Raw genomic sequence first — 24322 nt, forward strand, 5'->3', positions numbered from 1 at the left:
TGATTATCGGGAGGCTTTTTTGTTTTCTGCATGTTAATTTTTTGTCGTTTTTCCCTTTCTACCACATTTTTTGGCAGGTAAATGAAAGCACTTTTACAGGCACACGACCAACACACTACAGGCACAAATGGCCAAAATCAACTACTCAAAACAGCCGAAAAAAGCCCTTTTTGACAAGCAGTCTGTCAAGCAAAATGACAAGCGTCACTGACAACCAATTTCAGGGCGAAATGACATACTGGACACTCTTACCAACCCGTTTTAACAAAATTTCTTTCTCACACATTCCATTCATGCAAATTCTACCACTTTAATTGAAAGCTGTCAGGCATTGACATGCACAATGACAGAGATTGCGTTTATTCCGGCAGAACTAACAGATTTCTGTTTTGGGCACAAAAATCTTGTAAGTCGAAATGTTTGCGAGGTTAAAAAATAATAAATTATACTTTGTGAAATTCTTTATATTAGTTGAGAGCGTGTGTTAGATAACGATTAAAAGGTAGTACCAACCATTCTTCCCTTATGAATAAAACAGTCGTTGTTATTGGTATATTGTTGATAGCACTGCAACCATACCAGCCCTGCCAGGCGCAATCTGCCAACATTTCCGGGTTACGAAGCAAGATACTTGCCAGGCAACAACAACCTGGCTATTTAAAAGATACAGCCTATGTTGATCTACTTGACAGCCTGGCCTTTGCCTATTACAAGATTAGCGTCGACAGCCTGGTTTTCTACAGCGACAAGGCCCTGGCACTTGCAACCCAAATGGGGTATGCCAGGGGCCAGTCCATAAGTCTAAGGCATAAAGGAAATGCCTATTTTGAACTGGGCGACTATTCAAAAATGTTACAGTATTACCAGGATGCACTTCGTGTGGCAGAGAAGGCGAACGATTCGCTACTCATGGCGAAAGCCATGTACAATATAGGGAATAATGCCTACCTGATAATAGGGAGAGATGAGGACGCCCGGAATATACTAAAAAAGGCAGCCGATATTTTTCAAGCCAGGAAAGACAGCCTTGCCTTGTATCAGGCAATAGCTGTAATTGGGAGACTTTGGACCTATGATGAAAAGTACGAAGAGGCGTTGTCATGTTTTAATCGTGCATTGCAGGTGGCAACAGCCTTGAAAGACAGGTATGCCATTGCGATAGTCAACGAGCAAGTTGGACTGCTTTACCAGGCCGAAGGCAGATTAAAAGAAGCATTGGCCTTGTTACTTCAAGCCTGGGATTATTTTAGTAATACCGATGATATGCCACGCCAGTCCATATGCGCCACCGAGGTTGCCAATGTATATATTCAGTTAAAGAACTACCCAATGGCTTTAAAATATGCCAGTATAAGCTTACAAAAGGCGCAGGCGGTAAAAAGTAAACGCCATATTCTGATGGCCTCCAGAGAGATGGCTGCTGCTTATGAAGCATTGGGCAATAATCGTTATGCATTGAAGTATTTCAAATTGATAAAGGAGGCTTCGGACAGTGTTGCTTATGAAACAATGCTTAAGAAAACAGAACAATTGGAGGCTCGCTATGAATATGAGAAAAAGGAAGCCCTTTTAAAAGCTGCCCAGGAAAAAAAGGATGCCCTGAATAAAGGAATTGTTCAGAAAAAGGAACTGCAGATTTTCATTGCTTTGCTGTTGATCCTGGTACTTATTCTTCTTGTTCTGTTACTAATCAGAAGTAGGGCAATCAAACAAAAGAACAACCTGATACTGGAAGCCAAGAATGAAGAAATAGAGCGACGAGCCTTATTATTGTTGAAAAATAACCAGGAAAAAGACAACATGTTCTCCATCATTTCCCATGACCTGAAAGTGCCATTACATTCTCTAAAAGGGATACTGCAATTGCTGGTAAATAACTACCAGGAAAAGGAGACGATCGAAACGATACTGGAAGAACTTCGCCGGGATATTAATCATTCTACGGAACTGGTGAATAACCTGCTGTTCTGGGCCAGCAGCCAGTTTAAGGGCTGTATCTTTTTACCTGTTATATTTTCTGTACACCAGATCATAAACGATGCTTTACAAATTTTTATTAAACAGGCTACAACAAAAGACATTAAGCTTGAGCATGAATTGACTGCTGAGGAAATAACTGTATGGGCCGACATAAATATGATACAGGTTATCATTCGTAACCTGGTGAGCAATGCTATTAAATTTTGTAACAAGGGTGATGTTATTACCATTTCCGCAAGCACCATCAACGCTGTAGTTACCATAAGCGTGGCTGATAGCGGAATAGGCATACCGCCGGAAATACTGGAAAAAATAAACCAGGGCCAGATGGTTTCCACTTTTGGTACGGCACATGAAAAGGGCATAGGCCTGGGCTTGCGGTTATGTTTTGAACTGGCCAAATTAAATAATGGCTTATTAACAGTGCAAAGCAAGCCCGGAAAAGGCAGCATCTTCTACCTGGCATTGCCCTGCAAGCCTTTGTAATGCTTGTTGCCATAGGTTGTTTGTGTGGGAACGATTTGCTGCCGATGCTAACAACGTCATGCCCTGCTATTGCAAATACAACTGTTAGCGGCAGTGCAATTAATCTTTCTTGTCCCACTTTCCATTTAAAAACTCAAGTGAGACCTTTAAAAACTCAGATTGAAAATCGGCATTCTCGTGTGGTAGATGTCCTCCGTTAGGAACAATCCAAAGCCGGCTGTTGGGTATGTATTGATGCATTTCTAACGCTTGCTGCAACGGAACAGCCTCGTCATTATCTCCTTGTACAACTAACCACTTAGCCTTGATTGTAGCCAATATATCCGGAGTAAAAGAAGGATCTCCATAAAGTGTTAGGTTATGCCAAAACTGCCTTGCCAAAAGCATCGCTTTTTTTGCACCGTATTGTTGGGTTGCCCATTCCATAAATTTCACATTGGCACTATCCGGTCCTCTTTTTGTTATAAAATCTCTGTCATACTTACTAAAATAAATTTGTGCACCGATTGCAATAACAGATTTAAATCTTTCCGGCTGCATTGTATTAAGATGTAGTAGTGTCATGCCTCCGCTGCTTGCGCCAATTGCATTCACTTTGTTTAGTTTCAACGAGTCCAACAAGGCAAGAATAATTTTCGCATAGTCTCCATGCTTAAAATTGAAATCGTCTTCCTTATAAATATCAGATCGTCCATGCCCCATCATGTCAATGGCAATCGTTCTGAACTGCTTTGCGTAAGCTTGCACATACGGTTTCCATTCGTCAGCAGTTGAAAAAAAGTGGTGGAGTAACAAAAGAGGTTCGCCGGTACCGGTATCTTCATAATAAATTTTGACACCGTTATAATTAAAGAATTTTCCGTTAGGATTAACTTTTACTTGCCCGTATGTGGTGAAGCAAGCGATGAAAACCAAAATTGAAATTGTAAACTGTTTCATGTTTTGATTTGTTTTAAACTGTGACCGGCGACTGCATTGCCGCTAACATTATATTTCCGCTATAATACGCTACTTTTAACGGGAAACAGTATTTGCAAGTTATTGTTTTTTAACTGTTTAGCCAAATAAACGTGGTTATCATCGGGTAGCGCAAATACAACTTAGGTCTTTCCAAACTAAGTCATTCCCTTCGGAATATGGCATATTATTTTCGTCAATTTCTATCAGCTGAGTTGCTGGTACTCCAGAGATCACACCCCAGATAATTTGTACATCCGCGTGAGCAAGAACGTTAAATTCTTCAGGTGACAGGATAAAATAGTCATGATCATAGTTAAGCGGAACCGGATCCGAAGACATAAACTCTAAATCTGATATTAACCAGTTAAAGCTTCTGACATCATCCCAAATCGGAATAATCAAAGAGGCCTTTAACTGGTTAATATAATAACTACAGCGACATACCTCCAGTTACCTCAATACGCTGACCATTCACCCATTTAGCATCATTACTACAAAGGAAAGCTACCACGCCACCAATATCATCAGGCAACCCTACACGTCCCAGCGCAGTTATTCCTGCCACAAATTTGCGGATGTCAGGATTATCATCCATCGCTCCGCCGCCGAAGATAGCCCCTGGTGCCACGACATTCGCAGATATCCCTCTTGCGCCCAGTTCAACAGCCAGATATCTGGTATACACATCTATTCCTCCCTTCATCATCGCATAAGCTGATGCCCCCGGAAAAGAACTCCGCGATACCGCAGAAGAAATATTTACAATTCTTCCACCATCCTGTAACAACGGTAACATCTTTTGAGTAAGGAAATAAACTCCTTTCAAATGAATATTCATCATTTCATCAAACTGGCTTTCTGTAGTAGCAGTAACCGGCGCCTGAAGACTAGTGCCGGCGTTGTTGATCAGAAAGTCGAAATGTGTGGTTCCAAATGTGGTATTCAGTGCTTCGTTTACTTGTTGTGTAAAAGCATCGAAACCTTTAATGTCCAATGTGTTAAGAGGGAGGGCTACAGCCTTACGCCCAAGTGCCAGAATAGAGGCCACGGTTTTCTCCGCACTCACCTTATTGCTGAGATAAGTAATAATGATATCGTTGCCTTTGTGTGCCAGGCTTAATGCAATATTTTGACCAATACCCCGGCTGCCACCCGTTACTAACGCAATTTTTGAAGAACTCATTTGTTATACTGTTTTGATTTAAGAACAGTACAAAATTCCGCCAAATGAGTAATGCGCACAATAGCAGGATCAATCCATTTTATGTATAATTCAAACTTTTGGATTGTGAGCGATAAACCCCGGGAGAAATAGAAGTTTCATTCTTAAAGAACTTAGCAAAATGTGCAAAGTCTGAAAACCCCAGACTATCTGCAATCTCAGCGATAGTCCAGTTTGTCTGACGCAATAGAATCTGTGCTTCCTGGAGAATTCTTCCGGCTATTAATGCAGATGTTGTCAGGCTTGTGGTTTCTTTCAATATTTTGTTTAGATGATTGACATGTATGGATAGTTTTTCAGCATAGTCTTTTGGAGCCCGCAGATTAATTCTTTGCTGAGGGCTTTCCACTGGGAATTGCCTTTCCAGTAACTCAATGAACAGGGATGTTGTCCTTGCAAAATTGCTGTGATTAGGATGAAGCATTGTTATTGACTGTAACTGTTGCCCCAGATGAATGAGCTCAATGGTATATGCACGCAACAGATCATATTTGTAAGCATAAGTAGAAGCGATGGCGGTCTGCATCTTCTCAAAGATGTCTTTTACATTCTTTACATCACTTTTCTGCAGCGGGAATACAGGATGTTCCGGTGATTTATAAATAGGCAGTTCATCCAGTACTACACCACTCCGGGTTGGATGAAGAAACTCCGATGTAAATACACAGCACATCCCTGACTGACGTTCCAGCGGTAGCCACGTGACAGGACTTTTGGGTGTGGTAAAAACAAGTGTAGGCTGCGAAAGATCTATAATGCTATCAGGATATCCGATTTTTGAATGCCCCATTAAAAGACTGACTTTGTAAAAAGTGCGGCATTGATAAGGTTCACTGGGTGTGTTCGAAACAGTTTGCCGGATTTTCGACATATTAAATATGTTGAAGTGGCCGATCTCATCCTGGATACCTGGAGGCAACAGAGCCTTCAGCTCGAGAGAAGATCCGGTAGCAAGGCGTTTATCAAATTCATTAAATGAAAACACTGTTCATAACTTTTATTTGTAAAAATCAAATTTCAATTAAAGTTAAATCATAACCATTAAAAATCCCTCACCATTCCGTTGAAAATAATTTTTCCCTTGTTCCCACCTTAAATGATTGCACGTATATTTATGTTATAAAAAAGGAAAAAAAGCAATTGAACTGGTAAAAGTATACAAAGCAAAATGAAGATATATCTGGCCATATTTATTTTTTTAATGATGACTTATCAGGGGGTAGAAGCACAACAAATTCTTCCCTATGCAAAAAATGTATATAGCACAGGTAAAGACAGCCTGCCTTATCGCCTTTTATATCCATTACGATACAGCAAGCATAAGCGATATCCTATTGTGCTCTTTTTACATGGCGCAGGGCAACGTGGCACGGACAATGAAGTCCAGTTAACTGGTGTTCCGAAAGCTTTAACAGATTCTTCCGGAAGAGAGAAATATCCATGTTTTATTCTTGTGCCGCAGTGCCCTAAAAAAGACGTATGGGTTAAATTTCCCCATTTCCCTGAAAGCTTACAAACTACTACATTTCCTACACTCAGTGCACAGGCGGCTTTAGAGCAGCTGGATTTACTTATCAGTCAATTGCCCGTTGATAGAAAACGTGTGTACGTTATCGGCTATTCTATGGGCGGTGAGGGAGCCTTTGACTTTTTGACACGCCGCCCGGATTTGTTTGCAGCTGCTATACCCATATGTTCGGTAGCAGATACGTTCAGGGCTTCACTTATTTATCAAATCCCTATATGGGCATTTCATGGCGACCAGGATGATGTTAATGACGTCAGGTATTCCAGGTTAATGATCGATGCGCTCAAAAAATATAAGGGCTCGCCCATTTACACAGAATATCCGGGAATGAAACACAACATATGGAGCAAGGCTTATAATGAACCCGGCTTATTTGACTGGCTCTTCTCGCAAAAGCGGCGATAGGTATCTCACTACGTGCGGTTTGTTACCAATATGTTGCCGGCTTTTTTTATTGGATGTGTGCCTTTATTTAAATATCTTTTGCAAGTTAGCTGACCGTTTTTCTTTTGATCTGCACTTTCGTTGGAACTGCACAGTTACCGATCAACCCAGGTAGAACAGTTAGTTAATCTGCTGCAAATGTACAGATGTAGCACATTGGTAGTAAGTATTTACCCAGTCATGTAGATCATTTGTAGTAGTGCTCTGCTTAGATTTTTGGTTTTCCAGGTCTATTTTTGAGGCATTTATAACATTAAAAGCAAAGCTGATATTCCCTATGACCCGTGAACAGGAATTAATTGCCACTATTAAAGAGGCCGGCCTCAATAATGTTGAACGACTTATTGCGGGTGCTGCCGGACAGTCCATTTGGGTTAACTCTAACTACTACCATCCTTATTAAGAAGGCGTTGCTACTTGACCGTTCGCAACGCCAACAGATCATTAATGAACCAGACTTTACCGGATTAAAAGGAAAATAAAATCACTGTAAATGAAAAAACATAAGAACATTCCCGACGCTGCCACCTGGAATGCTGAAGATAAACAATGGGAGTTTGGACAGAAAAATGAACAGTTAAACGAGATAGGCATTTGGGAAGCGTGGCACATAGAAGGATATTGCTGCGGTACCACTGACTATGGAGATGGTACACCGCCTTTTCTTTTCAAGCGCTTCCATCCCGATGGCACACTGGCTCAGGAAGCCAACTGGTATGGCGGTAACAAATGGCTGGGCACCTATCGTTGGATCAAAAGTAAAGAGCCTTCCCCCGAAGGGTTTCCTTCAGGAGATCCCAGGCAAGGAAAAAGCCTCTGGAAGGTTGAGTTCGATTACGTAGAAGAGGGCGTCTATCATGCACAACGTTTTTACGATATAAAAGATCGTCCTGTTAATATTCACGGAATTCCGTTACCGGCGCGGCCTGCATCAGTTCCTGAAAGAGCGCATTATATAGATGAAGAAGGCTCCGAAACCGGCTATGCCTGTTGGGTGATGGGACTGATAGACGCACACCAGGGCGCATTTATTGGCGAGTATTTTGAATGGGACCTGAATGGCGCCCCCATCGTGAAACGCCTCTACGACCGGCAAACAGGATCAGTCATTGAAGAACACACTTATGAAAATGGGAAACTATGGACTTCCAACATATTCAACACTGATTCCCAAACGCAGAGTTTCTATCACTCTGACATTGAACCCCAGGTTGTAAGCCTCAGCATACTTTACCGGAACAACGAAAAGGACGGGCAGAAAACCTATTTTGATACAGAAGGTAAGACCATCTTCGTTTTCCGATCTGAAGAGATCAGTGATCTTCATCAAAGAAAATATTACAATGGTATCCTGGTTTATGAAGGAATTCAAAGCAAAGACAAGAAAAAAATACCTTCCAGCTTTATCTATTATTACCCGGAAGGGACCCCTTTAATAAATTACACATCTAATGGAGATGGAACCGGTCAATGGCGGATGTATGACAAGGAGGGACATGAAATACTAAGCCTGCCGGAAGCGAAAGAGGCCCATAGAGATAAACATAATAACTGGGATGTTTTTAAGCCTTACTGGGATGACAATGAACCTGAAAAAATGGGGAATTATTGGGATGCAGTGATTAAAAAGTTTACAAACAAACATCTTAACATCGTAATAGCAGCAAAGATTGAAAACCTGGAAGTACCGCCACATCTTGCAGCGAAGTTGGCTAAGGTAGACTGGAAAAATACAAAATCGGCCATGAGTGGGTGTGAGGCTATTCCCCAGGCGATCAATGGGATGCTTGCAGATGATGAAGATGTTGCCACTAAGTGCGAAAACCGCATCTGGCATGAGATCGAACATCAGGGCACCGTTTATGAAGCTACTTACAAGGTGGCCACTATTCTTGCACAAATGATACCTTATTACGCGCATAATATAATTATACAGCGCCGTTTATTTCAGTTCTTATTCCAGGTACTGCAACAGGCCTATATCAGTGATGAAAAAAAGCTATACAGGGAACTGATCAAAGCCGTTCAGCAATTACTTCCAACGATCCTGCAAAACGCAAAAGATGCAGATGATGACATTGCGTTGGAATCACAATACTTACTACTGGAAGCCGGACGTAACACACCTGAAACGGAAACGTTCTTTATAGAGGAATGGCATCGCACGGAAAACACTACCTTGCGAAGAGCCTATGCCGCTTTTGCTTTGGGCGACCTGTACATTCAGACAAAACAATCTCAAAAATTAGTTACTGCATTTACGGACGCATTTGCTACAGAAACGGATACCCTGGTGCGGTTAGTCCTCGCCATTCAACTGGTAACTGCTGCTGAAAAGGAAGCTGATGGAGCATGGCTGGCCGAACTGATTGGGGCGCTTACTGATCCCGACGCCGTTGATGAAAACTTTTATGAACTACAGCCATTTATTGGCGACTTCGATGCGCAGGAATATTTGCTGATGGTCCTTGGTTATGCCAATCCTGATGTGCTGGAAAAAAATATAGAACCCGTTATTGAGATATTGCCTACTGCCGGCATGCTGAAACAGGAAACGCTGTTACAGGCTGTTTTCTCCGTTTTGTTTCAGAAAAAATCAGCCCTTAAAAACATTACACCCATATGTAAAAAAGCATTGCTAGCAGCTGCTGAAGTAGCAGATCAGCATAAGAATTTATTGAATCATCAGGAGATCTTTGAAAGCTTTAACCTGCCACATGATTCTTATAAACTTCGGAAGCTGGCAGATAAGTCTTAATAAAAAACAATTAACACGCCTTTATCTATCACAACCGCGGTACTAAGGAGCTACTTTTAAAGAACGGGGAGAAACTCAGGGAAATAAACCGCTCTTTTTATCATGCCGAAACGTATGACCAGCCATCCGAAGGAATGGTTTACGTTCATTACGGCCGGGCTAATGGTGTTAATCTGGTGCCTGCCTCGACGATTCAAGGTAATCAGGCTAGTGCATTAATGGGATATAGTGTTGCCGGCGCAGGAGATGTTAATGGCGATGGTTTCAGTGATGTGCTTATCGGCGCAATGCCATATTCTAACGGGCAGGAACATGAGGGAGCGGGGTTTGTTTATCATGGTGGATGTGCTGCTGTGTACTTTGTCCTGTAAGTAATTTCAATAGCCCACTTGTTGGAGGTGTGCTGACGGTAAGATACGGGAATGAAAAATAATGCTTGCAGCCGTCCGGTCCGTGATAGATCATTTAATCCGATTTCATTTAATTATCTAAGAGAACCGATACAGAGCATGCTAATTCAAATGCTGGTCTCTAAAAACATTAGGAGGTACGCCGACCTCTTTTTTAAACAACCTGGAAAAGTAAGTAGGATTCTCAAATCCAAGCGAAAAAGAAATCTCTGCAATATTCATCACCCCCTCTTTAAGTAAATTTTTTGCTTCTGTGATCAGATAGAGATGTATAAGTTCAAGGGCTGTTTTTCCCGTTTCCTGTTTGAGCAGATCACTTAAATAGCGGGATGAAACATTTAATCTCTCCGCCATATAGCTAACTGTTGGCAGGCCAGCATCCCTGGCCTTATTCTCCTGAAAGTAAGATCCTAGTATGCTATGGAACCTGGTCGCTACAGCACCTGTTAACTCGGCACGGTTAATGAATTGCCTTTTGTAAAAGCGTTGCGCATACTTAAGCAGGGTATCCAGGTGACTAAGTAGGATGGTTTTGCTGTAAGCATCCATATTGTTGCGATATTCCCTGTCCATCATAAAGACCAGGTTCCATATCGTTTCTTCCTCACTTGGCGATAGATACAAAGCTTCATTAGTATCATAGTCAAAGTATCCATATTTCTTGATCTCATGATGTAAAATGGTACCCGACAAAAAGTCTTCATGTACCAATATCAGAAAGCAATCTTCCTTTAACTTAATATTTTTGAAGGTAACTATTTGCCGTGGTTTGATGAAGGTCAATTTACCCCGGTCATGGTCATATTTCGTTTTACCGTAAAGTATATTTCCTGATTCAAGGTTCTGAAAAGAAATAATATAGAAGTTGGCAGAGAACTCAATATCATCACCTCCGCAATCTTCTTTATTACCATAGGAAATGCTGAACAGAGGATGCTCCGGAGCTTTGATCCCAATAGCCTGATTAAAACTGCTTATCTTATCAAAATGATTCATGGGTTGCCCTTTTAAGGTAAAAGCAGGCCCGTTTAACGGTCCTGCTAATTTACGGTTTTTAATTTCCCTGTGCGGCAACAGATACCTCTTGCCATGCTTCCCAGGTTTTCATACGTTGATCATAAACATGTTTGATCCATTGGAAACCGACCCTTCCGAGGATTAACCTTAATGGAGGGTTTTCCGTATCTACCAGTTTAAGGACAGCCTCCGCCGTTGCTTCCGGCACACCCCAGTCATCAGGATTGTTACTGGCGGCAAGGGCAGCCCTGACATCATCATAAATAGCTAATGGTTTGCTTTCTACACCCGAAGTTGTGGCAAAGTCAGTGTTAAATCCATTTGGTTCCAGTATACTCACTTTAATGCCGAATCCGCTTACTTCAACAGCCAGGGATTCAGTGATCGCCTCGACTGCAAATTTGGAGGCGCTGTACAGGCCCAGTGTAGGAAATACAACCACACCTAATGCGCTTGACAGCTGAATAATGTGACCGACTTTTTGCTCACGCATAACCGGTATAACGGCTTGCGTTACCCAAAGTAAACCATAGACATTCGTTTCAAATTGTGTGCGGATCTCTTGTTCTTCCAATTCTTCTATGGCACCCACATGACCGTATCCAGCATTATTGATCAATACATCAATTGCACCAAAATGAGATTTTGCTTTTGCTACTGCCTCAAAGCATGCTACCTTATCCGTCACATCCAGTTTTATAACCAGCAAACTTGATGAATACTGATTTGCGAGTTCATTTAAAGTGTCCGGATTTCGTACCGCTACCACCACCTGATCCCCACGTTTCAAAAATGCTTCAGCCCAGATACGGCCCAAACCGCGGGACGCACCTGTAATAAAAATCGTTTTTGCCATTGTTGTATACTTTTTTATTGTTTTAATACAATGGCAAATTTCTGCTATTATTAGCCGCTGATGTGATACAAAAGTGGGTAATAATGAAACGTTTTTACGGAATGCATAGTGCTGATACCTTGAGTTCCATCGCATATTGGCAAAATCCATACAGTTCATAATGGCATCGGACGGTACAGGATCATTAAGTGTAACGACATTCAAATGACACACTCAGTTTTGCAAGCATCCAACCGGAATACCACCAATACTACGCAAGGAAAATTAACCTAAAAAATGTAGCTAAATTTCACCCAACGGGTTACCTGGTTTTCAAATAATTTTGTATATTTAGATAGATATAGATATTAACCCGCACCTCAAGATAATTTTTCTCTTATCCTTTGTACTACCATTTGTAGTTTCTTACATGCACATGACTCATGTTTACATGTGTAGAGCCCCTTTTACTTTAAAAAAAATCTCATTACAATTTAACTATTAAAAATCCCTCTCATGAACAAAATCATTCTATTCATGCTTGCAACGTTCTGCTACGTTTTATTACCCGGCTGTAAAAAAAATGATCACCCTCACCTTTCTTCCGCATGTAAACTTCTTAAAGTTGAGACTAAGGAAATGGATTATTATTTCACTTTTGAGTATAATGCCAGAAACCAGCTCATTTCCAGGAAAGCTGCTTACATGACACGTACGGCCCCCGATTATAAGTTTATCTATGATCGTGCAGGCAGATTAGCCCAGTACATTACAAATGCCGATCCTGATACCATTGGCGGCTCTTTCTGGCAATGGCATTATCTGTATTATGACAATCTGGGCAGGATTGTAAAGGATACTTTCTATGCAGATGGTACTATAGGGCCTGATGGTCCTGTGTTTCCTGAAGGAATGCCCCCCGGATATACTATGGGTATTGAGAATTATGCGTATGATGGAAATAATAGGATGATCAGCCGGAGTGGTTTATTTAATGATTCATATGCCTATAATGCGCAAGGGAATCTTGAAACAAACGTATACGGAGATTCATTACAATATGACAATAAAGTGAACTTCAATCGTACTGATCCTGTCCTTCAATTTATCAACAGGGATTATAGCAGGAATAATCCTATAGGTGCCAGGTCATATAACCAATACGGGCTTCCTCTGGAGTACCAGGGCATTATGCATAGCAACTATTCACTTGTCATTGATTATGCAGGCTTTCGTAACCCCGTATTTACCTACAAGTGTAGATAACGAAGCCAGAAGCTGCAAAGTAGGGGATATGGAGTGTATGCCTTTTAATAACGGTCTCTCGCAAAATACGTATTACAGCAAAAGGTAGACAACTCTGTACAAAAAACGCAAAACCCGCTCTTAGAGCAGGTTTTGCGTTTTTTTGCTATTTTACTTTATTTTGTAAGCAGCTCATTTTCAAATCTATATTGGTTCGATCAATGGTCAATAAACCAATTTATTTTTCTATGACATAACCATTGTTTGAACTGATTGGTAACTGACTGTCGACGCAAATCGGAGCTATTACAACTTAATCGCAAAAAGGATAAAGAGGACAGAGTTTCAACTTAGATTTTTTTATAGATTCATAGCTAACTTCAAACTCTTCGGAATTGTTGGTTTTAGGTGTCTGTGTACCTTTGATTTCTGTTAACAATGTCCGGTAGTGTTCAAGGATCTTAGCCAGATTTTTACTTGATCCATCTCGCTGGTACGCCTCTGTTGCTTTTTGCGTTAAGGCATCAAACGCCTTATTCGCGTTGTCGTTAATAACGACATTCGCCAATACCTCACGTTTGGCTTCAGCTAGCTTTACATTCAATGAATCTTTGGATTGTGCTTTGGTTTGCAGGCAGAAAAGCAGTAGGAATCCACATAATAGTTTGTACATCTTCATAAGATTTAGTTAAAAGGGAATTAAATAAGTGCTGTACAAGCAGACCCAATAGTAGCGTCTGATGTTTTACTTTTGACAAGTATTTAATCCCCGAAGTTGTAAAAATACCAACTACTTGGTAGTTTTACAAACTCCCTTGCCAGATCGGGTTCCAAATTCCAGGTTTTTTCTAAGTTTTGATATATCATTGACGACAAAACCGGGAAATTATGGTTTGGCACAAGGGGAGAGGCCTGTTTTTATGATGGGAAAACATTTACTGTATTCACAAATAAAGACGGCAAAGCCTTTGACAACGTTTGGTCGATAATCAAAGATAGAAAGGGCAATATTTTTTTCGGTGAAGATGGTCTTTGGCGCTATGATGGCATTTCTAAGCTCCAATGAGGGGATTTCTACAAACATACTCAATGACAGGTTGGTGAAGCTTAGCGAAATCGACCTCATTACTTATACCGGTATTGCAAGAATGCGTTTCAGTGTGAGGATACACTACAGGAATAAATATAATAAGGTTTAATTATTTAAACAGACGTAATGCAGGAAACAAAAGGACTAATTGAACAAATTAAACTTCACGACAAGCTTGCGATTAGAGTAAGTTCTAATTCAAATAATGATTTGCCGGCCGAGCTTATGAAAAAGCTAAGGCGACCGCATAGGAAAGCGAATTATTTTTTCGTTTTCATTGAAAGCGGTTCAGTAACTCACAAGGTTGATTTAAAAGATTTGTCAATTACAAATGGACAATTATTTTTTATTTTACCAAACCAAATTCATACTGCACCTGCACAGCCGAAAAAAAACATTAAATGTTTCAAAATGAGTTTTGACCATAACTGTTTGTCTTTACTTCCAAAAACATTTTCTTTTTTAATGAATCCATTAAATTCACAAACTATTTCATTTGACAATGCTTCAAAATTACGCGTGAAAACACTTTTTGGAATTCTGGATAAAATATTGAATTCAAAGAAGGACCCAAAAGATGGCGAGGTTATTTTGGCGTATCTTAATACACTTATGACTGAGATCAATAATGCTTATTTTAGAAATGTGGTAAAAGAGAATTTAATGCCTCAGAAGCTTTCTAAATACATTGAATTTAAAGAGGCAGTTGAAACTAATTTGACGGAACATCAATCTATAAATACTATTGCCAAAAATCTTTCTATAACAACAAATAATCTTTACAATATTGTAAAAGAGTTTTCAGGTGTTTCGCCAAAAGAATATATTACAATGAGTTTGATGTTAGAAGCACAACGTAAATTACATTACTCCAAACCTTCAATTAAAGAACTGGCTTATGAACTTGGTTTTAGTGACCCGGACTATTTCTCCAGACTTTTCAAAAAGAGCACAAAAAAGAGCATTAGCAATTATTTAGCAGACATTCAGGATTTGTCAGGTAATTAGAGTGAACAGTCCATCTTACCCTGTTTTGCCGAACCTACTTTTGTATTTCAGCAAATTATATAAAATGAAAACAGCATTAGTAACTGGAGCAAACAGAGGAATAGGTTTTGAAACATCAAAACAATTGGCGGCACTTGGATATTTTGTTTATCTGGGTTGCCGGGATAAAGTCAAAGGGCTTGAAGCAATTAAAAAATTAAAAGCATTAGGTTATTCGAATGTGGATTGTATTGAATTGGACATATCAAACATCCACTCTATTAAATCAGCAAAACAAGAACTTGAAAGTAAAACTAAGCACTTAGATGTCTTAATAAATAATGCCGGCATCAGTGGCGGGTTTCCGCAACCTTCGCTTAAAGTGTCTATTGAAACATTAAAAGATGTTTTTGAATCTAACTTTTTTGGGCCAATACAAATAATACAAGAGTTTATTGAGTTCTTGAAAAAATCAAAAGCACCAAGAATTGTAAATGTAAGCACCGAATTATCGTCTCTGACAAAACACGGCGATCCAACCTGGAAATTCTATTCTGTGAAACCTTCGGCTTACGGCCCTTCAAAGACTGCATTAAATGCATATACTGTTATGTTAGCCTTTGAACTTAAGGATACAAATTTTAAAGTGAATTGTGTTTGCCCGGGGTTTACTGCGACTGAATTTAATAATTATAGTGGCGAAAAGACAGTTGAACAGGGTACAAGTGCAATTATAAAGTATGCAACTATTCAGAATGATGGTCCAACCGGGAAGTTTTTCAACGAAGATGGAGAAATCGCTTGGTAAATAATGGTGTTTGCGACTAGAGTAAGGTTACATATTGAAGAGATTATCGGGCACGATATGGCGAATGCCGGAGTGTGATAGCTACTACTTGATCTGACAATACAGGAAATTTTGTTTGGTTAAGTAGTAGCTATTACAATTGATTCGATAATTCACCATTATTGGGCACTTGACGTGTTTAGAAACCAAGTTGAGAAAAGTTTATCCTTGGTGGTTTCGGCTCCGGATTTTGACCAGGACAGCACACCTATGCTACTACTTCTAGCTTTTGTAGATCACTTATTCCCTCCGGGTATTGGCTCTTCAAATTGAGGTTTGAGAGTATTCGGTACATCAGTCAATTCAATAATCCTGTACTCGAACACCAGCTTCTCTAACTCACTTATAATAAAACTATCTAATTGGGATGGCACCCTACCATTATAACTTCCTGCTGTCTCTTCAATATATTGCCTTACCGTACGTTTCCCCGTTGCATTCAGGAAAATTGTTTCCGGCCATGGATCCATTGTGATCATCCGCGGGCCATGTGGATCGATCACCGTAATAGTACATTGATTAAAATTAAGCTTCATAAAATGAGCTACCCGCACAAAATATTTGTCCTTATTGGCATAGGTGGATAGTACTTCTAGTGAATAGGCATCAGACTTAGATCTCTTTCTAAAGAAGTTGAACATGCCGCAAATATAAAAACAAAGTACCACAACACAAACGCCACAGGCTGTTGGAAGGCCTTGGTTTATTTGAGAATTTAATTGCCGGCAGGTCGTTATAACATCTTCACTTCAATAGTAAGCGACTTAATATCAACATTATTCGGTTCGAAAGTGCTCCACTACGGGACACCAGATAGAAGGCGTCTTAAAAGCGAGATTTACCACTATAGCAAGGACTTAAATTCAGTAGGTCGCATGTTTGTCAATTGCGCGAACGTGTTGCTAAAAGCAGATATGCTTGAATATCCCACCTCATAGGCAATTTCACTCACACTCAGATCGGTACCCTTTAACAGTTCCATTGCACGAATAATGCGCAACATTTTTACATACTGCAAGAAAGAGATGTGCAGCCTATTTTGAAATAGCCTTGTCAGGCTGCGTACGCTGATACCAAATCGCACGGCAATCTCTTCCATGGTCAGCGTCTCATTTAAGTTTTCTCGAAAATAATCAGTGATCTCATTTAATTTTTTATCATCCGTCGTAGGTAGCTGAATGGAGAATTTATTCAGCTTTTCCTTTGGCAGCAGATGTTTGGCCGTATTTAAAAATTCATATTCCCAAGTTCCGGCAGAAAAGTTACCCTGCCAGCTTTCTGTAAAAGACAGCATTTCTGAAAGTAGCCTGCTTACCGGGTATATACCGAGTTCACTATAAAATGGAGTATCTGCATCATCCTCATCTGGAAAATAAATATTGATAATGAACAGGTCCTGGGAATTGAACATGAGATTGTGCGCATACCTTTTTGGTATCCACACGTAGTGGTTGGAAGGGATGTAGAAATCCCGTTCACTGGTCTGCAGATAAGCGATGCCACCGAAAACCAACAATAGCTGTCCCTTATCATGTTTATGGGCTGTTAACTTCTGCTCTGTCTGTTGCCTAAGTACCAGGATTGCCTCCGGGTATTCGTCAATAATCCTGATAAGTTCCCTGATATATTTCACTTGGCCAAAATAAACAAATTTTAGGCTAATTATATAAAACGATCCTCTTGAAATGGAAATAGTTTTGCACTATATCTGACAAAACACTTTAAACATGAAAGAACAATCTACGCGCAACAGAATCATCAAATCAGCCGAAGACCATTTAGTAGCATGTGGTTTCGCTGACGTGTCGATGAAGAGTATTTCAGAAAAAGCCAAGGTAAATATTTCAATTGCCGGAAAAAAGGCGTTTTCACACTTGACATTTCAAACCGGGTAGTCATCAACCTTTTTTTCGTTTTGATGACAAAAGTCGGTCTCTATAAGCGTCGTCATTTGCTTTCGCATATGTATGCCACGGAGGTTAAGGCTACCTACACCGAAAAAGCCTGGTCTCGGATGCCGCAATTTCAGCAATTGCACAACCAGATTGAAGCCATCTTCAGGTACATATTGATTTAGCTCTGGTTAACACGCTTTGCCTATTGCGGGGAGCAAAAGATCATCATGCGGCTATCGTTCTTCAAGCATTCCTAGAACAATTTAACATGAACAATTATACATTTATGCATACGCTACTATTAGCGTTATTATTCCTGGCGCCCGGGAATTTGAGCGCACAGGTGTCCAGTAGCGACTCATTAACACTGGAGCAAGTCTGGAATATAGTAGATTCAGAAAACAGACAACTCAAACTATCGGACTTGATGCGTAGCGAAAGCGTTACCAATGTTGAAATAGCTAAGAGTGATCGCTTGCCATCGCTGAATGTTTCAGGAAACGTTGTGCACAATACTAAATTCCTAATATATACCAGAGGTTGGTTTGCAACGCCAGACTATTTCGCAGTATCCAAATATGGATATGGGTTTGGTTATTCCCTTAGCCTCAATGTCTACGAGGGAGGTAAATACAACAGGAACATCCAGATTAAAAGGGAAGAAAGCTTAAGACAACAAAATGAATATGACCTGCAGCGCAATAATATGCATTATTCAGCAGCTATTGTATTCTACGACCTCTATAAGTTCCTTCAGTTCCGGGATTTTCTTTCCGCAGAAATTACGGCAGAGAAAAAACAACTTCAAACTATTGAGAGTTTTTACAGGAATGGTACGGTTCTCAAAAGTGATGTACTCAGAAGCCACGTAAAACTTTCCCAGCTGGAACTGAGCCTTTCCGACCTGAACAAACAGATCAAAGTTGCCTCTCAACGGCTAAATATCCTGATGGCACATGGAAATGGAGATTCGGTGGCAATTGTCTATCATGATAGCACCATGCTCGCTGAAATAAGTGAAAACGGTAATTATATGGATTATGTTGAAATTGCGCTATCCAAATCTCCAGCTTATAAAATAACACTCAACGATGTAAACCTGGCCAATCTGAATATCAAACAAGTGAAAGCCAATATTCTACCCAAAGTTTCTCTGTTTTCCTATTACACCTATACATATCCGCAAGTATCCTACTACCCATACTCCAACGATTTTTGGTCATTCGGACAGACCGGTTTGAGAGTTACTTTCCCCTTGGATAATCTCTACAGGAATAAGCACCTGCATGCAAAAGCAAAAACTGAAAGCGCGCAACAAACAGAACGAGTGAGGATAGAGCAGGATGAACTCATTGTAGACATTAAGGAGGCATATTTGCAATATCAGCAAGCGTCAGAAGCTGTCAAATCCGCACAAGAAAATATTGAACAAAACACGGAGAGCGTGCGGGTGATTCGCAACAGCTATCTTAGCCAGGAGTCGCTACTCACCGATCTGTTAGATGCAGAAAACACGCTGCTGGAATCAAAATTTGCCCTCACCTCTGCAATAGTCAATTTACGGTTAAGTCATGTCAGACTTTTGGCCAAAACAGGTATTCTTTAATTTAAATAAACATGTAAATGAACAAGCATAAAACAGATCGTATTGTAGTAGCCATCACACAGTGGTTCGGTATCCTTCTACTGGTAGCACTTCTTGTCTGGGGAGGAAAATATTTCCGGGATGCCAACCAATACGAACAGACAAATGACGCGCAGATAGATGCCTACCTGGCACCCGTCAATGCAAAGATTGGTGGCTATATTGACAAGATTTATTTTAAGGATAATCAGCATGTTCATAAAGGAGATACGCTCGTGGTGATCGCCATAGATGAATTTCAGCTGAAAAGCGATGCTGCTACTGCAGATCTGATGAATTCCCGGGCCAAGCTTGACATACTAAATGCCAGCGAAGAGACCCAACAACATAATATTGATGTGATTAGTGCCCATATTCCCGGTGTACGTGCCAAATTAGAACACCAGCAGCAAGAGTATGATCGGTATGGCAATCTTTTAAAGGAAGAGTCCACCACCAGACAGAAGTTTGAAAATATGCAGGCCTCCCTGTTGGTTATTAAATCAGACTATGAAGAAACCATCGCTTCCGTAAAAGCGGCGCAATCAAAGCTTGTTGATCTGAAGGCTCAGCGTACTGCGATCGCCGCAGAGATTAAATCCAGAGAGGCTATTTTGGCCAGACAACAACTTGATATTCGCTATACAGTCATCACTGCCCCTTTTGATGGCCAACTTGGCAAAAAAAATATCCAGGAAGGACAGCTAGTGCAACCTGGGCAGACCCTTGCCTTTCTAACCAACGAGGATGAGGGGAAATGGGTAGTAGCTAATTTCAAGGAAACTCAGGTGGGTAATTTTAAGGTTGGCCAGGCGGTGAAAGTAATGGTGGACGCCTTTCCCAATGAGACTTTTACTGGCACAATTGAATCGCTTTCCCCTACAACAGGATCAAAATACTCACTGCTGCCGCCAGATAATGCTACCGGTAATTTCGTGAAGGTGATTCAAAGAATACCGGTCCGCATCAAGCTTACCAATGCCAGGGAAAACATTCATCAATTATCACCTGGCATGAACGCCAACGTGTATATCATCAAGTAGTAGTATGCAAGTTTCTAATACACACCTATTTAAACAATGGGTTCCCGAATGGTTGGCCAGAACGGTTATTTTCGGTATCCTTTTAACTTCGCTACTGGGATTTGGACTCTATTATAGTAACGCGGAAAGTGCAATCGGGTACTATGGGATTGAGCCTGCAGATATACAATATTCGGTAGTGCTGATGTATGCCGCCGGAGTGAGTTTCTTCGCGCTGGATTTTCGCATCGTAAAGTATTTTTCTCCCCGCAAATATATCCTGGCAGCCCTTGCACTTAACTTTACTTCCTATTTGGTTTGTTTTTATATAAAGGATCTGGGGTTGTTTATGGTATGCAGGTATGCGCAGGGAGTTGCCTGTGCACTACTTTGTAGTGTTGTACTTAACTCAATCTTTCCCCGTCTGCACGCAACAAGATCCAGGGTCATCGGCTATACCGTGTTTTATGGAGGGTTGCAAACGTCGATTCCCATTTCGGCCATTTATTGTAGTGCTATGTTACACTATTTCGATTTTCAATGGCTTTTTTATGGCTTGATCATCTTAATGCTACCAGTTCTTGTTACCGTGCTGCTGACCATGAACGCTAAAGCTCGTTTCCATAAAAAAATGCCACTCTATCAAGTGGACTGGGTAGGATATTTGTTCTATGCGATTTTTTGCTGCGTATTTGGCTATGTTTTAGTATATGGACAGCAACTTAATTGGCTGGATGGTCCGAAGGTCCTGTTCCTGTCGGTTTTAGGTGCACTTCTACTGATGTTATTTATCGTCAGGGAGACCAGGTTAAAGCGGCCACTGATCAATCTTGAACTTTTCAAATTACCCAGTTTTATTATCGGGCTTTTCTTGCTGATTGCGTTCTATGTATTTAAGGGGACCAGTGGCTTTGCCTATAGTTACATCCAGGGAGTATTGGGCGTAGATCCGCTCAATGTGATTCCTATCTGGACTGCCAACATTGTTGGAATAGCATTGGCAATGTTTGTAACTGCCCGGTTTGTCCTAAGTGGAAAACCACTGATTGGTATCATTATTTGCGGCTTTGTAGTGTTGGCTTTATTTTATGTATACATGCTGACCTTTGTCTCGGTCACAGGAGAAACCAGTCAATTTATCCTGCCGTTGTTTATCCACGGTGCTGCATGCGGAATCCTATTTGTGCCAATCGTCATTTTTACTGTATCTGCGGTGCCTCCGAAAATTGCCTATAACGTGTCGATGCTGGGTATTTTTTTCCGGTTCATTGGGTTTTGCCTCACTATCGGTATCAACAATTATTCACAGCTCTACACAAGGGCCGCCGTACGTGAGAAACTACGTGAGTCTGTGAATGAAACCAATCCCCAGCTGGCTCATACCTTAAAGGGCATCCAGGAAAACTACAGCATATTTGGTAATGATCCTCACACTGGTAATGCAGCTTCATCCGGCTTTTTGGATAAGTTGGTTAGACAACAGATTGTCGCACGTTCTATTCGGGACTATCACGACATCATGCTAATTGGACTACTACTTTTAATATTGTTGCTATTGGTGATTCCAGGTATTAGAAAGATTGTGTTAAGACTTAGCGGCGGTACCCTTCCTTATTAATATGCTTGCCCATAGTTAGATCATAATGAAGCTTTGTGAGTGAAAACCAGGTTCTGATTGATATTTTATGAGAGGTTCCTGAAATGGCTTTGAATGTGTGACATAACAATGATGATTAGTTTGTTTTGCTCACATTTGGCACCAAGTCCCGGCTGTTTTTACAGCTGGGACTTTTTAACATTATGCTTAATAGTTTTATTCAGCAGCGGCACTTCTTATTAAACATGAAATCCAGGAGTTCAGCTCAGTGAATCCTGGCATTATGAGCCGGTGTCCGCAGAACTTATTTCTCAAAGGATAATAAATTAAAAGAATAGTGCTAAATTACATCTAAGTTTACCTGCCTATTTCCGAATTACATCACATCTATAGATCGTCTCAATAATTTCCACTTTACTCCAAATTTTAAAATCACCCTCATGCAACGTAACCCATTCATGCATGCCCTCCTCCTGGCAATACTAATCTGCTCCTGTCAGAAAGAACAGTCCGATTCTATCGACACTTCCATTGAACAAGAAGAAAAAATAGTATTGACGCCTTATGGAAACCTTCCGGCTTCACGCGTCATAGCACTGGATTACAAAACAACCGTTAAGATCAGGAATGGACGCATTTTTAAAATTGACATCGCTACAGACAAGGTTATTGCTGATCTTGGAAAGACGTCATTCCCTTCCAAAGATCCCTATACTTTTGGCAGATCGGCTGCTAAAACCGGTGCCAGTTCTCCTGGGTTTACAGCAACGGCATATGCCAGCGATATTCAGGCATTCTCCACCAAATGGGTAGTGCCCGGTGTTCCCCCCAATCCATATAGTACAGCTACTACATTTCTTTGGAATGGTATAGATCGCGGTACCCTGCAACCGGTACTTATGTGGGGTGGTACCGCAGGTGGTGCGTTTTATGCGATAGCCAACTGGTGTTATCTTGATGGCGTATATCTGCATGGAAAATACGTATCCGTTTTACCCGGTACTGTACTGGAAGGTGTTGTATCTTTTGTGTCTCATGATGAATCAGGGTGGACATATAAAGAGTCTTTTACTGGTTATCCAGAGGCTGATATATATGTCACCAGGCCAGAGGAAGCCTTAAACGTGATCGAATGCTGGGAGCCCTATACTTCGAATTTCACTGAGTGGCCGAACGTTTTGAAATCCCGCATGTATGATATAAAGCTGACCACGAGGTCCGGTACCCCGCCACCGGCCACATTCAACTGGCAAGTCTCTGGCCCCGATATTATCACGATTTCAGGAAAGAATACCGTTATTGTAAATAACAGCACACAACATGGTATTATTGATTTCTATATGAACGGCAATATAGCTCCTGCAGCTATTAAGTCAGGTAACGTGTATATGATCGTTACAGCGGTAAATAACAGCAGTATCCTTGATACGCCGGGGAACAGTACCATCGATGGAACGCAGGTCATTTTGTATGAAAGAAATGTTCCTGTCAGCGCCAATCAAAAATGGAGAATAAGTAGGGTAGATGGAGACTACTTTAAAATCCAACCGACGCATTCGCCCGACAAAGCTCTTACCGTGAAAGGTGGAGTATCTGCTGCCAGAACAGCCGTAACCGTTGAACATTATACCGGCAACATTGCTCAGCAATGGAAGTTCGTACCGGACAATCAGGGGTATTATTATCTGGTGCCTGCTTGTGCTCCTGCATATGCACTGGACGTTTACAACAATGAAACAACCAACGGCAAGCCAATGACTATCTCGTGGTATAACGGATCGGTAGCACAGAAGTTCAGAATGGTTTTGCAGGCGTCAGCTATTCAGCCGCCAAATAACAATCCGCTTTTTCCAACCCCGGCTGGCTTCTATGAATAAGTGGTTACTAGCATGCTATGATCTAATCAGCAACAATTAGCTTAACTGCGTTTTCCAGATCAGCTACCTGTTTAATAAGAAATTCTTCACAGAAGATATCGATGTTTCCTTTGCGCCAAAAACCATCAGGACAAACAACTATAGCTTTGTGATGAAATGCACCCAACTCTAACATAGAGACTGGTGACTTAGTAGCAGGATCAAAGTATACTAATACATAGTTTGCTTTTTGCAAACTGCTTAGTTCCCATTTAACTTGCTGATAAAACTGCGGATCTTCGTACGCTTGTTTCCAACTGGAATCCCAATCTGGTCTTCGGGGATTGAGGATGAGATAATCATTTTTCTCCTCTTCAGGAATAAGGGAATCGAACAGCTCAATTGCTTGCTGTTGCCATTCTTTAGCAGCTCCCATTTCGATGGATCCAGCGAGGAAAATAATTTTCCGTTGATGAGCGATTACTCTTTGTGGCGGGTTAAATACGTTCATACTTCACT

Annotated in this window: 22 protein-coding genes; 13 read left to right on the forward strand and 9 right to left on the reverse strand. The window is 40.8% G+C overall.

Features of this window, described 5'->3' with window-relative positions; translation table 11 throughout:
• Positions 1-525 precede the first annotated feature (525 nt).
• Positions 526-2466 (forward strand): ATP-binding protein, encoded by a 1941-nt coding sequence (locus BM176_RS15075; RefSeq protein ID WP_090104385.1) that lies wholly within the window; start codon positions 526-528, stop codon positions 2464-2466.
• A 99-nt stretch (positions 2467-2565) separates the two neighbouring features.
• On the opposite strand, the gene BM176_RS15080 is transcribed toward BM176_RS15075, so the two are convergent.
• The 3 genes from BM176_RS15080 to BM176_RS15095 all read right to left on the reverse strand — a co-directional run bounded on the left by BM176_RS15080 (position 2566) and on the right by BM176_RS15095 (position 5633).
• Positions 2566-3405 carry an alpha/beta fold hydrolase gene (locus BM176_RS15080; RefSeq protein WP_090104387.1) on the reverse strand — a complete coding sequence of 280 codons (840 nt, stop codon included), beginning with the start codon at positions 3403-3405 and terminating at the stop codon, positions 2566-2568.
• A gap of 451 nt (positions 3406-3856) precedes the next feature.
• The gene (locus BM176_RS15090) at positions 3857-4609 is read right to left on the reverse strand and encodes an SDR family NAD(P)-dependent oxidoreductase (RefSeq protein ID WP_090104391.1); all 753 of its coding nucleotides are present in this window, start codon (positions 4607-4609) and stop codon (positions 3857-3859) included.
• Positions 4610-4688: 79 nt separating this feature from the next.
• A complete protein-coding gene (locus tag BM176_RS15095) occupies positions 4689-5633 on the reverse strand; it encodes a helix-turn-helix domain-containing protein (protein WP_090104393.1) in 945 nt (314 codons plus the stop codon).
• A gap of 183 nt (positions 5634-5816) precedes the next feature.
• On the opposite strand from BM176_RS15095, the gene BM176_RS15100 reads away from it, so the two are divergent.
• The 4 genes from BM176_RS15100 (at position 5817) to BM176_RS15110 (ending at position 9749) form a co-directional block, all read left to right on the forward strand.
• Positions 5817-6581 carry a carboxylesterase family protein gene (locus tag BM176_RS15100; protein ID WP_090104394.1) on the forward strand — a complete coding sequence of 255 codons (765 nt, stop codon included), beginning with the start codon at positions 5817-5819 and terminating at the stop codon, positions 6579-6581.
• Positions 6582-6949: 368 nt separating this feature from the next.
• Positions 6950-7102 (forward strand): hypothetical protein, encoded by a 153-nt coding sequence (locus BM176_RS32490; RefSeq protein ID WP_177230413.1) that lies wholly within the window; start codon positions 6950-6952, stop codon positions 7100-7102.
• Between the two features lie 11 nt (positions 7103-7113).
• Positions 7114-9378 (forward strand): hypothetical protein, encoded by a 2265-nt coding sequence (locus BM176_RS15105; protein WP_090104397.1) that lies wholly within the window; start codon positions 7114-7116, stop codon positions 9376-9378.
• A gap of 134 nt (positions 9379-9512) precedes the next feature.
• Positions 9513-9749 carry an integrin alpha gene (locus tag BM176_RS15110; RefSeq protein ID WP_090104399.1) on the forward strand — a complete coding sequence of 79 codons (237 nt, stop codon included), beginning with the start codon at positions 9513-9515 and terminating at the stop codon, positions 9747-9749.
• 141 nt (positions 9750-9890) lie between these two features.
• Here the strand turns inward: BM176_RS15110 and BM176_RS15115 are convergent, their stop codons facing one another.
• Entirely contained in the window at positions 9891-10784 is an 894-nt protein-coding gene (locus BM176_RS15115; RefSeq protein WP_090104400.1) for a helix-turn-helix domain-containing protein, read from the reverse strand.
• Between the two features lie 58 nt (positions 10785-10842).
• A complete protein-coding gene (locus tag BM176_RS15120; RefSeq protein ID WP_090104402.1) occupies positions 10843-11661 on the reverse strand; it encodes an SDR family NAD(P)-dependent oxidoreductase in 819 nt (272 codons plus the stop codon).
• Between the two features lie 495 nt (positions 11662-12156).
• On the opposite strand from BM176_RS15120, the gene BM176_RS15125 reads away from it, so the two are divergent.
• Positions 12157-12906, forward strand: coding sequence for a hypothetical protein (locus tag BM176_RS15125; RefSeq protein WP_090104404.1), 750 nt, complete (start codon positions 12157-12159; stop codon positions 12904-12906).
• Positions 12907-13198: 292 nt separating this feature from the next.
• Here BM176_RS15125 and BM176_RS15130 read toward each other — a convergent pair whose 3' ends face one another.
• Positions 13199-13558: a hypothetical protein gene (locus BM176_RS15130; RefSeq protein ID WP_143097815.1), complete on the reverse strand. Its 360-nt coding sequence runs from the start codon at positions 13556-13558 to the stop codon at positions 13199-13201.
• Between the two features lie 543 nt (positions 13559-14101).
• Between BM176_RS15130 and BM176_RS15140 the strand changes: the two genes are divergently transcribed.
• Positions 14102-14983 (forward strand): helix-turn-helix domain-containing protein, encoded by an 882-nt coding sequence (locus BM176_RS15140; protein ID WP_090104407.1) that lies wholly within the window; start codon positions 14102-14104, stop codon positions 14981-14983.
• Positions 14984-15047: 64 nt separating this feature from the next.
• Positions 15048-15770, forward strand: coding sequence for an SDR family oxidoreductase (locus tag BM176_RS15145; RefSeq protein ID WP_090104409.1), 723 nt, complete (start codon positions 15048-15050; stop codon positions 15768-15770).
• 275 nt (positions 15771-16045) lie between these two features.
• Here the strand turns inward: BM176_RS15145 and BM176_RS15150 are convergent, their stop codons facing one another.
• Positions 16046-16450 carry a hypothetical protein gene (locus BM176_RS15150; RefSeq protein ID WP_090104411.1) on the reverse strand — a complete coding sequence of 135 codons (405 nt, stop codon included), beginning with the start codon at positions 16448-16450 and terminating at the stop codon, positions 16046-16048.
• A 203-nt stretch (positions 16451-16653) separates the two neighbouring features.
• A complete protein-coding gene (locus BM176_RS15155) occupies positions 16654-17442 on the reverse strand; it encodes an AraC family transcriptional regulator (protein ID WP_090104412.1) in 789 nt (262 codons plus the stop codon).
• 94 nt (positions 17443-17536) lie between these two features.
• On the opposite strand from BM176_RS15155, the gene BM176_RS32190 reads away from it, so the two are divergent.
• The 5 genes from BM176_RS32190 (at position 17537) to BM176_RS15175 (ending at position 23824) form a co-directional block, all read left to right on the forward strand.
• Positions 17537-17704, forward strand: coding sequence for a TetR/AcrR family transcriptional regulator (locus tag BM176_RS32190; RefSeq protein ID WP_143097816.1), 168 nt, complete (start codon positions 17537-17539; stop codon positions 17702-17704).
• Positions 17705-17990: 286 nt separating this feature from the next.
• Positions 17991-19310, forward strand: coding sequence for a TolC family protein (locus BM176_RS15160; RefSeq protein WP_090104943.1), 1320 nt, complete (start codon positions 17991-17993; stop codon positions 19308-19310).
• A gap of 17 nt (positions 19311-19327) precedes the next feature.
• Positions 19328-20371 (forward strand): HlyD family secretion protein, encoded by a 1044-nt coding sequence (locus BM176_RS15165; RefSeq protein ID WP_090104414.1) that lies wholly within the window; start codon positions 19328-19330, stop codon positions 20369-20371.
• Positions 20372-20375: 4 nt separating this feature from the next.
• Positions 20376-21968 (forward strand): MFS transporter, encoded by a 1593-nt coding sequence (locus BM176_RS15170; protein WP_090104416.1) that lies wholly within the window; start codon positions 20376-20378, stop codon positions 21966-21968.
• A gap of 419 nt (positions 21969-22387) precedes the next feature.
• Positions 22388-23824 carry an RICIN domain-containing protein gene (locus tag BM176_RS15175; protein WP_090104418.1) on the forward strand — a complete coding sequence of 479 codons (1437 nt, stop codon included), beginning with the start codon at positions 22388-22390 and terminating at the stop codon, positions 23822-23824.
• Between the two features lie 22 nt (positions 23825-23846).
• On the opposite strand, the gene BM176_RS15180 is transcribed toward BM176_RS15175, so the two are convergent.
• Positions 23847-24314 (reverse strand): nucleoside 2-deoxyribosyltransferase domain-containing protein, encoded by a 468-nt coding sequence (locus BM176_RS15180; protein ID WP_090104420.1) that lies wholly within the window; start codon positions 24312-24314, stop codon positions 23847-23849.
• Between the last annotated feature and the right edge of the window lie 8 nt (positions 24315-24322).

The sequence above is a fragment of the Chitinophaga sp. CF118 genome (assembly GCF_900112615.1).
Taxonomy (GTDB): domain Bacteria; phylum Bacteroidota; class Bacteroidia; order Chitinophagales; family Chitinophagaceae; genus Chitinophaga.